This is a genomic window from Fulvivirga marina, assembly GCF_016775155.1.
In the GTDB taxonomy this organism is placed as follows: Bacteria; Bacteroidota; Bacteroidia; order Cytophagales; family Cyclobacteriaceae; genus Fulvivirga; species Fulvivirga marina.
Map to the genome: position 1 here is coordinate 12,602 of NZ_JAEUGD010000061.1, position 15,106 is coordinate 27,707.

Here is a 15,106-nt window from a genome sequence, read left to right on the forward strand (position 1 = left end):
TTTTGGCGCAAGTTATTAAAAAACGTATTGTTAAGGCAATACTTTGGTTCATACTCTCTATTTTCTTTTTATTGGCCCTCATTGCGGGCGCAATACAGGTGCCGTATGTCCAAACTAAAATAGTCAACTACTTATCCAAACACTATTCTGGTATAACCGGTTATGATATCTCCATAGAACATGTAGCCATCAACTGGTTTGACCTTGTAGAAGTTGAGGGTCTTAGGGTAATTGATCCGGAGGGCAATAGATTGATCTATACCGGAGAGATTGAAATCGACTTTAATATTAATGCTGTTCTCAATAAACAAGATCATAACGTCGATAACATCGTTATTAATGATGCTCGAGTATACCTCACAAAAATTACGGTTAATGACACCATCAAAACACTTAATATCAATGAACTTATAAGACGTCTTAAAGCAAGGATTAGAAAGCAAACCAAAAAGCGAAAGTACCTCTCACTGGATCACTTAACACTTAAAAACGCTATTTTCACATACTATGATCAGGATCGCGATTCCATTAAAGGAGGTTTTGACTATTATCACTTCACATTAGACAGTATTAATGGCGAATTTGTAAATCTGAATTCTGTTGCAGATACGTTGAACCTTGAGGTATCATCACTATCCACAACAGATAGGATTACAGGCCTGAACGTCAACCAACTCACCACATCTTTTAGTGTCAGTCAAAGTGCAATGAAATTTGAAGGTCTAAACCTTGAAGTAGGGAATAGCATAATCAAAGACACCGTAATATTCAGATATAACAGCACCTTAGATCTCAATGATTTTAACACCAAGGTCAATGTAGAAGCCAATTTTGATCAAACCGTACTACACAGCCATGATCTCTCACTTTTTGCTCCACCTTTAAAAAGGTTTAACGAATATTATCTCTTAACTGGGGACTTTAAAGGCAAAGTTAGCTCATTTACTCTTGACAATGCTAATCTTAAATTTGGAAAAGGCACCGCACTAAAAGGTAGAATCAGAATGTCAGGGTTACCTGATTTTCAAGAGACCTTCATCAACTTCGACCTCACAAACTCTTATGTACGGGTCGAAGATCTCAAATACTATTTGAAAGAAAAAAGCTACAAACACCTTGCTCCATTTGATCGCATTAGCTTCAATGCCAAGTTTTTAGGATTCCCAAATGACTTTGTGGCCAAGGGAAACTTCTATACTAATTATGGTTTAATAAACTCGGACATCAACCTGAAGCTCGAAGAGGATGTAAACCAGTCAACTTACAGTGGAGCTTTGAATATGGATAATTTTAACTTGGGAGGATATACCGGAAACAAAGTATTTGGAAATGTATCCGTAAGCGGGGAAATCAAAGGCTCAGGCTTTACGCTTGAGGATGCCAATTTCACATTAAAAGGACAGGTAGATGACATAGAGATCAACGATTATAAGTATTCAGATATCAGTACCGATGCTGAATTTGCCAAGGAATTTTTTAAAGGATACCTCAGCATTAATGACCCAAACCTAAAGCTAACCACTACCGGATCAATAGACCTTAGAGAGGACATTAATTTGTTTAATATAAAAGCTGACCTGGATACCCTTTTCCTAAAGCCACTTAACCTTTCAAAAGATCATGTTTTCATAAAAAGCGAAATTGATATCAATGCCAGGGGTCTCGAAATTGATAGCATTATAGGCATTGCCAATCTAAAAAACTCCTTTATTGAATATAAGGATAAGGAACTGGCCATCGACACACTAAGTATTACCTCTCGTAAAAAGGTAAATGAGAGACAGTTGCTACTTGAAACCAACCTACTAAACTTCGAGGCAAAAGGTGTATTTGATTACACTGTTGTCTATGAAGACCTTAAAAGACTTTTATATGAGTACAAACTCAATTTAAAGAATGATAAGAATGCGCTTGCTCAATATTATGACAATAAGAGTAACCACAATTATAAAGATTACACCCTGGATTACACGCTTCATGTAAAAGATCCAAACCCAATATTTGACTTGGTAGCACCCGAACTATATGTATCACCGTCCAGTACTATATCCGGTAATTTCACGGGAGGATATACATCAATCATATCCCTTGATACAAAGGTTGATACACTAACCTATAAAAATGACAAGTTCTATCATGATGAGCTGCAGCTCAATATTTCCAAAATCGCCGACAGTACTAGTGTACTTGCTATGGTATATGTAGCTTCCGAACGGCAATTAATATCTGACATCGAAACTAAAAGTTTAATTTTTGAAGGTATCTGGAACAACCGGCATATCGACTTTGAGTTTGATATTGATCAGGTTAAATATGCTAACTATGCCAGGTTATTCGGGGCAATTGACTTTCTACCTGATGAAACTCAAATTAGGATACAACCTTCCGACTTACAAATATTGGATAAGGAGTGGCTCATAGAAAATGAAAACCTAATCAGCATCAAAGGAAGTGAGATTGCCATTGAGCACCTCAGGGTTTTCAATGATGAACAGAGTGTAGCTTTAAATGGCATGATCTCGGAATCTGAAGATGATAAACTCACCCTTAATGTAGACAGCCTGAAACTGGAAAATATTAACACCATTATTTCTAAAGACCTATCCGGAACCGTGCACGGATATGCTGATATTAGCAATTACTACAGAGACCTGCATGTACAAAGTGAAGTATTTATAAATGAGTTTAAAATTGATAATTTTCTTGTTGGTGATATCAACGGAACCAATATTTGGAATGATGCAAGAAAGCAGTTTGACATGAATCTCTTCATCAACAGAAAAAAGACAAAGATACTCACACTTAAAGGCTATTATGCACCTGCTAAAAATGAAGACAATCAATTAAAACTGAAAGCATTTCTTGACAAAACAGAGCTCAACATACTTGAACCATTCATCGACAGTTACTTCACACAGCTTAAGGGTACAGCTTCCGGCGAATTACTAATAACCGGAACACCTGTAAATCCTTTAATTGAAGGGAAGGGAACCATTGATAATGGCTTTATCCATATTAATTACCTAGGCACAGACTATAAGTTAAGCGGAGACTTCTATTTTGAAGATAACAAGATAGGGACAAAGCAAATGAACATAACTGATAGCCAAAACAGCACAGGAATTCTAACAGGATTTGTATCTCACCAGAGTTTTAAGGAATTTTTTATCAATATTGATGGAAACCTATCAAACTTTATGGTTTTAAATACTACAAGTAAAGACAATGACCTTTTTTATGGCACCGGTATAGCCTCAGGAACAATAAATCTTATTGGTCCAATCAACAATATGAATATCATCGCGCAAGCCAAAACGGAAAAAGGAACACGCATTTTTATCCCAATTGGTGACTCCGAGAGTATAGAACGCGAAGATTACATCAATTTTGTCAACTTCAAAGATTCGACCAACACCACGATCAATGAGGTAGGAAAAATTGACCTTAGAGGTTTAAAGCTTGATTTTGATCTGGACATAACTCCGGATGCCTATTGTGAAATAATTTTTGACATTAAAGCGGGGGATATTATTAGAGGAAGGGGCAATGGAGATATAAAACTTCAGATCGATACCAAAGGTGAATTTAACATGTTTGGAGACTTCAATATCCAGGAAGGAGGTTATAACTTTACACTTTACAGTATAATCAATAAGGAGTTTGAAATTCTACCCAACAGCAAAATCTCCTGGTATGGAGACCCTTACCAAGGTATTTTGGATATCAACGCAACTTATAACCAATTAGCATCTTTCCTTCCTCTTCTGGTGCAGCAGGAGGCTGACCAAGTATATGAAGATGTAGTAGAAATTAAAAGGAAATACCCTGTTAAAGTATTTCTTGATATTGATGGGCCGCTCTTATCCCCTTCTGTCAATTTTGATATAACTACAAGTAACCTCCCTCGCAACATAAAGGTTGCGGACCGTCCGGATGTAGACTTGGAATTCGAATTTTTAAAATTCAAGAACAGCATAGATGAACAAGAGCTTAAACGTCAGGTATTCAGCCTGATCGTTTTAAGACGTTTTTCTCCATTACAGTCATTTAACACAGGTGGTTCCATAACTAGCAGTGTTAGTGAACTCCTATCCAACCAACTGAGCTATTGGGTGACTCAGGTTGATGAAAACCTTGAAATAGACTTTGATGTCGACTTCGATCAATTGGATGAAGAGGCTTATAACACCTTTCAGCTACGTTTGTCATACACCTTCCTAGACGGTAGGCTGAGAGTAACCCGAGATGGAGGCTTCACCAACCAGGAAAACAGAACTGATATTTCCAGTGTGGCCGGAGACTGGACACTTGAATACCTGCTAACACCTGATGGCAAGTTCAGAGCTAAAATGTATAACCGCACTAACTACAACCCTATCAACCCTACAGAAGAAAATTTAAATACCATAACCACTGGTTTTAGCATCATTCATACCCAAAGCTTTGATGAACTAAAAGAACTATTTCAGAGAAAAAAAGAAAAAAGAGCTACCGAAGAGGACGAACAGGAAGATGATGATAAGGATGATAGGAATGAAAAAGACAGAAACCCAAACACCAAAAACAACAGTGAGGCAATAAAGGATGATGATGAGATTGAATAAATTTATTATCCTTATATTTCTCTTCCTTCAGCCGGTTTTGTTAAGCTCATTGCAAGCCCAAACAGATAGTACGCTACATAAAAAGAGATTAAAGCCACTGGTTATAACTTCAGCAGCGGTATATGCAGGCTCCTTGGTTGCACTCAATCATCTATGGTATGCAAATTTTGAAAGAGAGTCCTTTCATTTTTTTAACGACTCTCGAGAATGGAAGCAGATTGATAAAGCAGGCCATGCTTATGCCGCCTTTCACATCAATTCGGCCAGCTATAAAGCACTCAGGTGGGCTGGCCTCTCAGAAGACAAATCTCTAACGTATGGGGCTCTTTCCAGCATAATAACTCTCTCTTCCATTGAGATTTTCGATGGCTTTTCAAGCGCATATGGAGCTTCTTATACGGACCTAGCCGCCAATACACTTGGCACCGCACTCTTCTACAGCCAAATGAAACTATGGCATGAAATACGCATTCAGCCGAAGTTTTCATTCTATCGTACAAACTTCCCTGATTCCAGGCCCGAAACACTAGGAAAAAACTTTTCTGAAGAACTTCTCAAAGATTACAATGGCCAGACATATTGGCTATCAATCAACTTTTCAAAGTTTAAAACTCTTGAAAAATTCCCAAAATGGCTCAATCTTGCAATAGGATACGGTGCCCATAATATGCTTTACGCTACGGATGCAAGTAATACCAGCCATGGACTTTCTCCCAAAAGACAGTACTACCTGAGCATTGATATGGATTTCAGCGAATACAAATCACGATCCGGCGTACTCAACACCATAGTATATCTTCTTGACATGATCCACCTACCAGCTCCTACCATGGAGCTTTCTAATGGTAAATTTAAATTCCATTATGTTTACTAGTACCCGATATTTTTTATAAATTGATTATAGAAACTAAAACTTAATCGTTATGGATCTTAATGCTTTTATGCAAAATTATTCCGATGAAATCGGGGGACAGTATTCGGAGTATGATAGCAAAACATCTATCATAATTGTACCATTAGCTGATGAGCGTTTTCAAACAGTACTTGGAAAACTAAAACAAAGCCAAAGATATGATCGATTGGGAATTGAGTTTGTATCCAAAGTATGCGAGTTCGAAGCAGACATGGATCTCAAAGCTCTTCTCGAGGAAAATGCCAGCCTCAACCATGCTAAATTCTCTATATCGGAAAATTTTATCAATGTAGAAGCATCAAGTTTTGTAGACACAGCAACAGAAGAAGTCCTCAAAGAAATTATCCAGGAAGTGGCCAACGTCGCCGATGAATACGAATTCAAACTAACAGGAGAAGATGTTCATTAACTAACAATTCTCTAAAAGCATAAACACAAAGCCCATTTGAATCTAAATGGGCTTTTTTATTGTTTACCTATAACTAATGAATTAGCTTCGCCCAAATTGCCTAAAAGTAAAAAATGCAAGCTGGCTTATCGTTCTTCGGAATACCGAAGGAAGGAAAGTCCGGGCAACACAGAGCATCGTACTTCCTAACGGGAAGGCTTCTCGGTTCTACCGAGGGGACAGACAGTGCCACAGAAAACAAACTACCTCTGATTACTATCAGCGGAAAAGGTGAAAAGGTGAGGTAAGAGCTCACCGCCCCGAAGGTAACTAAGGGGGCACGGTAAACCTTACGAGTTGAAAGATCAAATAAGTCACGCTAGCCTGCCTAGGCGGCTGTCAGGCTGCTCGTCTGACTTTCTTCGGAAATAAGCGTGATGGGTAGATCGCTTTTGATCTCAACGGTGACGTTGAGGCTAGATAAATGATAAGCCATCCCGACTTGTCGGGAGGACAGAACCCGGCTTACAGGCTTGCATTTTTTTCTTATTTTAGAGCATTAATCATCTACTTTCATCCGAGCGGTACATTACTTGTACTGCTAAGGAAGTATAACCAAACATTAATACATGCCAAAGATCTTAATCATTGATGACGAACAGAGCATCAGACATACTCTAAAGGAAATATTGGAGTATGAGAAATATGAGGTTGGCGAGGCTAAAAATGGTGAAGAAGGCCTTAAGATGCTGACCAAAGAAAAATTTGATGCTGCCCTTTGCGACATTAAAATGCCTAAAATGGATGGCATTGAAGTGCTTGAAAAAGCTATGGAGCAAGGCATTGATACCCAATTTATCATGATCAGCGCTCACGGAACAATAGAAACAGCCGTAGAAGCAACAAAAAAAGGAGCCTATGACTTCATTCAGAAGCCCCCAGATTTGAATCGACTGCTCGTAACTTTAAGAAACGCTCTGGATAAATCAAACCTGGTTAATGAAACTAAAGTTCTCAAGAAAAAGATTTCCAAAAGCTTCGACATCGTTGGAGAATCTGAGGCCATTACACAGGTTAAAGAAACCATTGAGAAAGTTGCCCCTACAGAAGCTCGCGTTCTGATAACAGGAGAAAATGGAACCGGAAAGGAACTGGTTGCAAGATGGCTCCATGAAAAAAGCAACCGTTCCAAAGGTCCCATGGTTGAAGTTAACTGTGCCGCCATACCTTCAGAACTTATTGAAAGTGAGCTTTTTGGACATGAAAAGGGCTCATTCACCTCTGCTATAAAACAGCGAATTGGAAAATTCGAACAAGCCAATGGCGGAACACTTTTCCTTGATGAAATTGGAGACATGAGTCTTTCCGCTCAAGCTAAAGTATTACGTGCCCTTCAGGAGAATAAGATAACACGTGTTGGTGGAGACAAAGAAATTAAGGTCAATGTTAGAGTAGTAGCTGCAACAAATAAAGACCTAAAAGCAGCCATCGAAAAAAACCAGTTCAGAGAAGATCTCTATCATAGATTAAGCGTGATTTTAATAAAAGTACCCGCTCTTAGAGACCGAAAAGAAGATATACACTTGCTGGTTGAAAAGTTCTTGGTAGATATAGCTGCAGAGTACGGATCAAAGCCTAAGGCCATCAGTGATAAAGCTATAGAGCTATTGCAGAAACACGATTGGACCGGAAACATTCGCGAATTAAGAAATGTAGTTGAGCGCCTGATAATTATGTCAGGAACAGAAATTACTGCCGAAGATGTTATCCGAAATGCAGATATTAAACAGGACTAAAACAGGTAGGAAAAGAAAGGGTATTTTATATTCTTTCTTTTTCGCTTTTTACCTCCTCTTTTTTCACTTCTTTTTTAGCATAGGTAGGGCACGTGTATTGGCTACAAGCAGACAATCCAAAAACAACGAGGAGTATTACAGCTAATCTTAGTTTCATTTTCCAGTTTTTAAAAATTAACGAAATATAACCAAAAGTATTAAACTAAAACATATTTATCAAATGATTGCTGAATTATAAAGGCACTTTTTAATATACCATCAAATTACAACCTCTTATATCAGAGTTATCAAACCGCCCAATTACTTCAAATTCACCAGTTTGAGATACTTTACCCATATCTTGGGTTTCTATAAAAGCACAGGTATCAATATTGGCAAGGTCTATAACATTAATCCCTCCGGATGTTCTTTTTACATTTAAATCAAACGGATCATTAACATCCCTCAGAATAATTTTCATCCAAGGAGGACACTTAAAGATTCCATTATGCGTAGAGTAAGCTTGAGATAATAATTCAGTCATCCCATATTCGGAATGAACCTGTTCTATATTAAATCCCTTTTTCAGCACATCATGCAAATCATCTCTGATCATCTCTGCTCGTCTGCCCTTCATACCCCCTGTTTCCATAACTATTACGCCAGACAAATCTGGCTGGTATTTTTCTGCAAGATCTAGTAAAGCAAATGATACCCCCAAGAGCACTACTTTCTTTCCGTCTTTGATTTTACCAATATTCTTCACAAGTCTCTCATAGTCATTCAAATAGAATCCACTAAACCGTGAACCACTCTGTTTGATAAAATAATCAGCCATATAAACCAAAGAGGAACTAGTACGTTCGAGATAGGAAGGAAGCAACGCTAAAAAGTGATACTGATCGGGTGCCCCATAAAACCTGCTAAAGATTTCGAGACAGTTCAACAAATAGAAATCAAGGTCTTTCACAAAGTGTTTGCTGCTAGTGGCGCCTGTAGTACCACTACTTTCAAATACTGCTTGCGCTTCCCAATCCCCACATTTCACCTCTTGAGTTTTAAAAAAAGAGATAGGCAGAAAAGGAATTTGCTCAACCTCAATTACTTCACTTACCTGAATACCGATATTTTCAATAAACCTTTTATATATTGAGTTCCTGTTCGCCTGATATTGAAACAGATTTAACGCCAACTCATCAAAATTTGATTTCTTTGCATGAAAGATATTCTGATAAAAACTTTTAGAAGATTTCAATCGTTAGTTATTTTATGTATTTCAATGGTATCAAATTTCCAAGGATGAAGATAAATACTTTATTGCTTTTTACAGCTGGATTGTTGTTAACATCCTGCTTCAAAGATCCAAACTTCCCCGATAACCCTGTACTAAAATCCATGAATTTGTCCTACAAGGAAATTGGTGGACTTCAAGAGGACGACTCACTGATTATATCATTAGACTTTCAGGACGGTGACGGAGACTTAGGGTTTGATGCCTCAGATGAAAGCCATATATCCTCCCCTTTTAACGAATTCGCATTTTTCTCTTATAATACAAATACCCAAAGGAAAACTGTTTTTGCTCTGGATACTTTAACTTCGGCATCAGATTCAGACCTTGCCCTAGTAGAAAACATGATAACTGTTTCTGACAGAGCTATTCCTGAACTTGACACTCTCCCTCCGTATGACTTCCCATACACATGTAATAACTGGCAAGAGGTAAACATCACTGCCGGAAACACTGTATTAAAAGAAGACACAGTCTATTATCAAAAAAACCCACGATACAATAATATTTATGTAAACTTTTTTCTTGAAAATTCCGGAGGAGAGTTTGAAGAGTTTTTCTGGGAGTACCTTCAAAAGCCCCAGTGCAACATTGCATACCATGGCCGATTCCCCATAATCAATGAAGTAGGAAGAGAAACAGCATCAGAAGGGATAATAACTTACAGAATACCAAATAAAGGATGGGAATCAACTTTTGGAAACAAGCGATTCAAGGTAAGAGTAACCATCCTTGACAGGGCCGGAAACTATAGCAATGCCATAACTTCCGAGCCAGTCACGTTGGATGATATCAAAATAAATTAATATATATCAGGGTATTTCCCGGGATTGGCTTCTGCCATTAGCGCATATATTTTATCAAATACCTCTTCAGTATTTGGCTTGGAGAAGTAATCCCCATCAGAAGCATATGCAGGCCTATGCTCCTTACCTGTAATTGTAATAGGCTTTGAGTCTAGGTATCTGTAGCCTTCTTGTTCTTCCAACACTTTCTGCAGCATAAAAGCACTTGCTCCACCAGGCACATCCTCATCCGCAAAAACAACTCGATTAGTCTTCTTGATGGATTCAACAATACTATGCCCTGTATCAAAAGGTAGCAGGGTTTGAACATCTATAACCTCACAAGATATACCTTCTTCCTGCAATTGTTCCGCTGCATCCATTATCACCCTACACATTGAACCATAAGTAACAATAGTAACGTCCTCACCCTCCCTCAGCACTTCAGGCTTACCAAGTGGAACCGTAAACTCTCCAATATTGACAGGTACACGTTCCTTCAATCTATAACCGTTGAGACATTCAATAATTAAAGCTGCATCATCAGACTGCAACAGCGTATTATAAAAGCCTGCGGCTTGTGTCATATTTCGAGGAACCAGCACATAAATACCACGGATACTGTTAAGAATCATACCCATTGGCGAACCGGAATGCCATACCCCCTCAAGACGATGACCTCTGGTTCTAATAATTAACGGAGCCTTTTGCCCACCTTTTGTTCTATATTGAAGAGTTGCCAGATCATCAGAAAGTATCTGAATAGCATACAATAGGTAATCCAAGTACTGGATCTCTGCAATAGGTCTAAGTCCACGAAGCGCAGCCCCGATACCCTGACCAATTATGGTACACTCACGAATGCCTGTATCTGTCACTCTTAGTTCTCCATATTTATCCTGAAGACCAGCAAAAGCCTGATTAACATCTCCTATTTTCCCAACATCTTCACCAAATGCAAATACTCGGGGATCTCTAGCCAGCGCAGCATCAAAACATGCTTGTAGCACCTCTCTACCATCAACCAGCTTAATATCCTCATCATACTCAGGCTCTACCACGTCTACAAGTAGAGCACTTTGGGATGACTCACTATATAAATGAGAGCTAAACCTCTCAAAGTTTTCTTTTTCAATTCTCCTCACCCAATCTTGCAGCTGTTTTCGTGCTGGAATATCTTCACTTTTTAATACTCGTAAAGCTTTCTTAACAGCTTTTACACTATCCATCCGAATAGGGTTCAAAGTACCCTCTAAATTAGATTTAATGCTTTTCAGAGCACCTGAATGGCTGCTTTGCTCCTGAGCTTGTTCCAATAAATCAATAGCAGTACGCTCGTCTTCTTTAATTGAGGCCATAAAAGCCTTCCAAGCAGCATTTTTAGCTTCTTTTGCTGTTTTTCTTGCCTGATCTTCTATATTATCCAACTCCTCAGCTTCAACATAGCCATTCTCAAGAATCCACTCTCTAAGCTTCACGATGCAATCATGCTCCTGTTCCCACAGCAATCGTTCTTTGGATTTGTAACGCTCATGCGAACCTGAAGTCGAATGCCCCTGAGGTTGAGTCATCTCCTGAACATGTACCAATGTAGGAACATGCTCCTCTCTTGAAACTTTAGCTGCTTTCTGGTATGTCTTAACAAGATCCTCATAATCCCAGCCACAAACGGTAAATATCTCAAACCCATTCTCTTCGTTATCTCTCTGGAAACCTGCTAAAACTTTTGAAATATTACCTTTAGTTGTATGATACTCCTTAGGCACAGATATTCCATATTCATCATCCCATATCGAAATTAGCATGGGTATCTGAAGCACTCCTGCGGCGTTTACTGCCTCAAAAAACATTCCCTCAGAAGTAGATGCATTACCAATAGTCCCAAAAGCCACCTCATTACCATTAATAGATAATTCTTCAAACCCCTTCAGTTCCTTGGTTTGCCTAAACAGCTTTGACGCATAAGCCAACCCTACCAAACGTGGCATTTGGGCCGCCGTTGGAGATATATCAGAACTACTATTTCTATTTTCCACAACCGAATTGTACTCACCTTCTTCATTCAGCATCCTAGTCGCGAAGTGACCATTCATTAATCGGCCCCCGGAAGCAGGGTCTGCTTCAATATCCGTGTGTGCATAAAGCTGCGCGAAGTATTCCTGAATAGTAAGCTCACCTATGGCGAACATAAAAGTTTGATCTCTGTAGTACCCGGATCTAAAGTCTCCCTTTTTAAAGGCTTTGGCCATCGCTATTTGGGCTACTTCTTTTCCGTCTCCAAAAATCCCAAACTTGGCCTTACCCATAAAAACTTCCTTTCTTCCCAATAAGCTTGCCTCCCGGCTTTCACAGGCCAATTTATAATCCTGCAATATCTCACTGACTTTACTAGAAGGTTTTTTAACGGTTTTTATAGTGCTCAAATCCTTTTGATTTAATTGATTTTACAACTGATCACTTTTATGTGAACAGTAACAAAAATAACGAAAAAGCTAAAGCTTTCAAATTGAGAGCTGGAGACCAACATCTTCACTTTACATATTTTAACATTTAAGGCATCCTAAATTTTGCGTATAACTAAAAAATAAAGACGAAAATTTTGCAAAAATATAAATTCATGAAATTTTATTTTCAAGAAAAAATTACTATGAGTTGCAGCCGTAAAATTAATTACAAACATCTGCATTATATTTTTTGGTTGCTATATTTGTATCCCTTATAAACAATTGAAGTCATGATAATAGGTGTACCTAAAGAAATTAAAAACAACGAAAACCGTGTTGCACTTACCCCCGCAGGGGCTCAGGAATTAATAAAAAGAGGTCATACGGTCTATGTTCAATCTACTGCTGGCGATGGTAGTGGTTTTCAGGACAGCGAATACGAATCAGCAGGCGCAAACATACTCCCTACCATAGAAGAGATATATGACATCGCCGAAATGATTATGAAGGTAAAAGAGCCGATCGAACCTGAATATAAACTCATAAAAGAAGACCAGTTGGTATTTACCTATTTTCATTTTGCTTCATATGAGCCTCTTACAAAAGCAATGATCGATAGTAAGGCCGTATGTCTTGCTTACGAGACAGTTGAAAAAGAAGACAGAAGCTTACCCTTGCTTGTTCCCATGTCTGAGGTAGCAGGACGCATGTCGGTACAAGAAGGAGCCAAATACCTTGAAAAACCCTTAAAAGGAAGGGGTATCCTTTTAGGTGGCGTCCCTGGGGTAAGACCTGCCAAAGTGTTGATTCTCGGTGGTGGTGTTGTTGGTACCAATGCCGCTAAAATGGCAGCTGGCATGGGTGCTGATGTAACCATTATGGATGTAAGCTTGCCAAGACTTAGATATCTGGATGATGTAATGCCTGCCAACGTTAATACTTTTATGTCCAATGAATATAACATTCGAGAGTTGATTGCAACACATGACCTGATCATTGGGGCAGTACTTATACCAGGAGCAAAGGCACCCAACTTAATTACCCGCGACATGCTAAAAGATATGAGACCCGGTACAGTACTGGTGGATGTAGCAGTTGATCAGGGTGGTTGTATAGAGACCTGTAAACCCACTACACACCAAGACCCTACATACATCATAGATGATGTAGTTCACTACTGCGTAGCCAACATGCCAGGAGCTGTTCCTTATACATCTACATTAGCATTGACAAATGCAACACTGCCATATGCTATTCAACTGGCTAACAAAGGATGGAAGAAAGCTTGTCAGGAAAATGAAGAGCTGAAGTTAGGTCTTAACATCATCAACGGAGAGATTGTCTATAAAGCCGTTGCTGAAACTTTTGACTTACCAAACACTGAGGTTTCTAAATTTCTAAACTAAGACTCATTTGAATATTTCTATTAAGGGACTCTCAAAAGAAAGTCCCTTTTTTATTTTAATCAAAATTCGGAAACGAATTAATAAAACTCATCTTACCAGTTTTCCGATCGAACTCACAACAGTAGTGTATAAGCCCATTTGAAACCACCGCATACGGAGCACCTAATTGCTTATTGTATACCGAAACCTGATCTATAGTCGCTTGAGTAATTTTGACATCATATGATTTACATTCAACAATCAAAAAAGGGGTTGCAGACCTACTATATACCAAAATATCAGATCTTTTTTGAAGCCGATTATATTTAAGACCTGACTCAACCTTAATGAGCGATTTTGGGTATTCCTGCTCATTAATCAGAAAATGAATCATATGTTGCCTTACCCACTCCTCGGGAGTTAATTGTATAAATTTCTTTCTTACAACATCAAAAATCTCAATTTTCCCCTCTTTTTTTCTAATATTGCACTCAATTCTAGGGAGATTCAGTTCAATCATTTTCAAATTTAAAGAATAAGCAAACAGTTATATTGATTAATCATACGATTTATTGAAAATCATATCTCTGATAACAAAATCAATAACACCTGTAAAGCCTATTCAAAACTTTTGGTATCTTATACTGTTAGCAACCCGATTTATCCCTCTTACTGAAATCAATCGAATGCTGAGGTATTTGATACTCACCAGTATACGTAACATTATAATAACTTAATAATATATGAAAACAAAAAAGGAAATTGTAGACAACTGGTTACCCAGGTACACGGGGGTACCCTTAGAGCAATTTGGTGAGTATATTCTACTAACCAACTTCATCAACTACGTCCACATGTTTGCTGAGAAATTTGAGGTAGAAGTCAATGGACTTGATAAACCTATGCAAACGGCTACGGCTAATAACATCACTATTATCAACTTTGGAATGGGTAGTGCTATGGCAGCTACAGTAATGGATTTAATTTCTGCCATCGAACCAAAAGCTGCATTGTTTCTTGGAAAATGTGGTGGTTTAAAGAAGAAAACAAAATTGGGGGATTTAATCCTCCCGATAGCTGCAATCAGGGGTGAAGGTACAAGCAACGAATATTTACCTTTGGAAATTCCTGCCCTACCTTCATTTAGCCTGCAAAGAGCCGTTTCTTCCATGATTAAAAAGCGTGAGTTAGATTACTGGACAGGTACCGTTTACACAACCAACAGGCGAGTATGGGAGCATGACAAGACATTTAAAAAATACTTGCGTCAAATCCGAACTATGGCTATTGATATGGAAACGGCAACAATATTTACCGTTGGCTTTAAAAATGAGATTCCCAGAGGAGCTCTTTTATTGGTATCTGATAACCCCATGATACCAGAGGGCGTCAAAACCTCTGAAAGTGATAAAAATGTCACAAGTTCATATGTTAATAACCATCTAGAAATAGGTATTGACGCCCTAATGGAATTGATTAATTCAGGAGATTCTGTCAAACACCTTAGATACTAAACATCTA

Annotated in this window: 11 protein-coding genes and 1 other RNA gene; 8 read left to right on the forward strand and 4 right to left on the reverse strand. The window is 38.4% G+C overall.

Annotated features, from left to right (window positions below; all coding sequences use genetic code 11):
• Nucleotides 1-2: 2 nt before the first annotated feature.
• The 5 genes from JMN32_RS18455 (at nt 3) to JMN32_RS18475 (ending at nt 7,701) form a co-directional block, all read left to right on the forward strand.
• The gene (locus JMN32_RS18455) at nt 3-4,604 is read left to right on the forward strand and encodes a translocation/assembly module TamB domain-containing protein (RefSeq protein WP_202857848.1); all 4,602 of its coding nucleotides are present in this window, start codon (nt 3-5) and stop codon (nt 4,602-4,604) included.
• Nucleotides 4,591-5,478 (forward strand): DUF2279 domain-containing protein, encoded by an 888-nt coding sequence (locus JMN32_RS18460; protein WP_202857849.1) that lies wholly within the window; start codon nt 4,591-4,593, stop codon nt 5,476-5,478. Before JMN32_RS18455 ends, JMN32_RS18460 begins: the two co-directional genes overlap by 14 nt.
• Before the next feature lie 49 nt (nt 5,479-5,527).
• Entirely contained in the window at nt 5,528-5,926 is a 399-nt protein-coding gene (locus tag JMN32_RS18465) for a type III secretion system chaperone family protein (protein ID WP_202857850.1), read from the forward strand.
• Nucleotides 5,927-6,038: 112 nt separating this feature from the next.
• An RNA gene (gene rnpB, locus JMN32_RS18470) (RNase P RNA component class A) lies at nt 6,039-6,449 on the forward strand.
• A gap of 85 nt (nt 6,450-6,534) precedes the next feature.
• The gene (locus JMN32_RS18475) at nt 6,535-7,701 is read left to right on the forward strand and encodes a sigma-54-dependent transcriptional regulator (protein ID WP_202857851.1); all 1,167 of its coding nucleotides are present in this window, start codon (nt 6,535-6,537) and stop codon (nt 7,699-7,701) included.
• 25 nt (nt 7,702-7,726) lie between these two features.
• On the opposite strand, the gene JMN32_RS27555 is transcribed toward JMN32_RS18475, so the two are convergent.
• Complete coding sequence (locus tag JMN32_RS27555) at nt 7,727-7,858, reverse strand: hypothetical protein (RefSeq protein WP_262896729.1); 132 nt, start codon at nt 7,856-7,858, stop codon at nt 7,727-7,729.
• A 90-nt stretch (nt 7,859-7,948) separates the two neighbouring features.
• On the reverse strand, nt 7,949-8,935 hold the full coding sequence (locus tag JMN32_RS18480) for an acyl transferase (RefSeq protein WP_202857852.1): 987 nt from the start codon (nt 8,933-8,935) through the stop codon (nt 7,949-7,951).
• A 44-nt stretch (nt 8,936-8,979) separates the two neighbouring features.
• On the opposite strand from JMN32_RS18480, the gene JMN32_RS18485 reads away from it, so the two are divergent.
• Nucleotides 8,980-9,777, forward strand: a complete 798-nt coding sequence (locus JMN32_RS18485; protein ID WP_202857853.1) for a hypothetical protein — start codon at nt 8,980-8,982, stop codon at nt 9,775-9,777.
• On the opposite strand, the gene JMN32_RS18490 is transcribed toward JMN32_RS18485, so the two are convergent.
• Entirely contained in the window at nt 9,774-12,179 is a 2,406-nt protein-coding gene (locus JMN32_RS18490) for an alpha-ketoacid dehydrogenase subunit alpha/beta (protein ID WP_202857854.1), read from the reverse strand. The two genes, JMN32_RS18485 and JMN32_RS18490, sit on opposite strands and share 4 nt — an antisense overlap.
• Before the next feature lie 311 nt (nt 12,180-12,490).
• On the opposite strand from JMN32_RS18490, the gene ald reads away from it, so the two are divergent.
• Nucleotides 12,491-13,606, forward strand: a complete 1,116-nt coding sequence (ald, locus tag JMN32_RS18495) for an alanine dehydrogenase (protein ID WP_202857855.1) — start codon at nt 12,491-12,493, stop codon at nt 13,604-13,606.
• A gap of 55 nt (nt 13,607-13,661) precedes the next feature.
• On the opposite strand, the gene JMN32_RS18500 is transcribed toward ald, so the two are convergent.
• Nucleotides 13,662-14,105 carry a type I restriction enzyme HsdR N-terminal domain-containing protein gene (locus JMN32_RS18500; RefSeq protein WP_202857946.1) on the reverse strand — a complete coding sequence of 148 codons (444 nt, stop codon included), beginning with the start codon at nt 14,103-14,105 and terminating at the stop codon, nt 13,662-13,664.
• A gap of 223 nt (nt 14,106-14,328) precedes the next feature.
• On the opposite strand from JMN32_RS18500, the gene JMN32_RS18505 reads away from it, so the two are divergent.
• Entirely contained in the window at nt 14,329-15,099 is a 771-nt protein-coding gene (locus JMN32_RS18505; RefSeq protein WP_202857856.1) for an AMP nucleosidase, read from the forward strand.
• Nucleotides 15,100-15,106 lie beyond the last annotated feature (7 nt).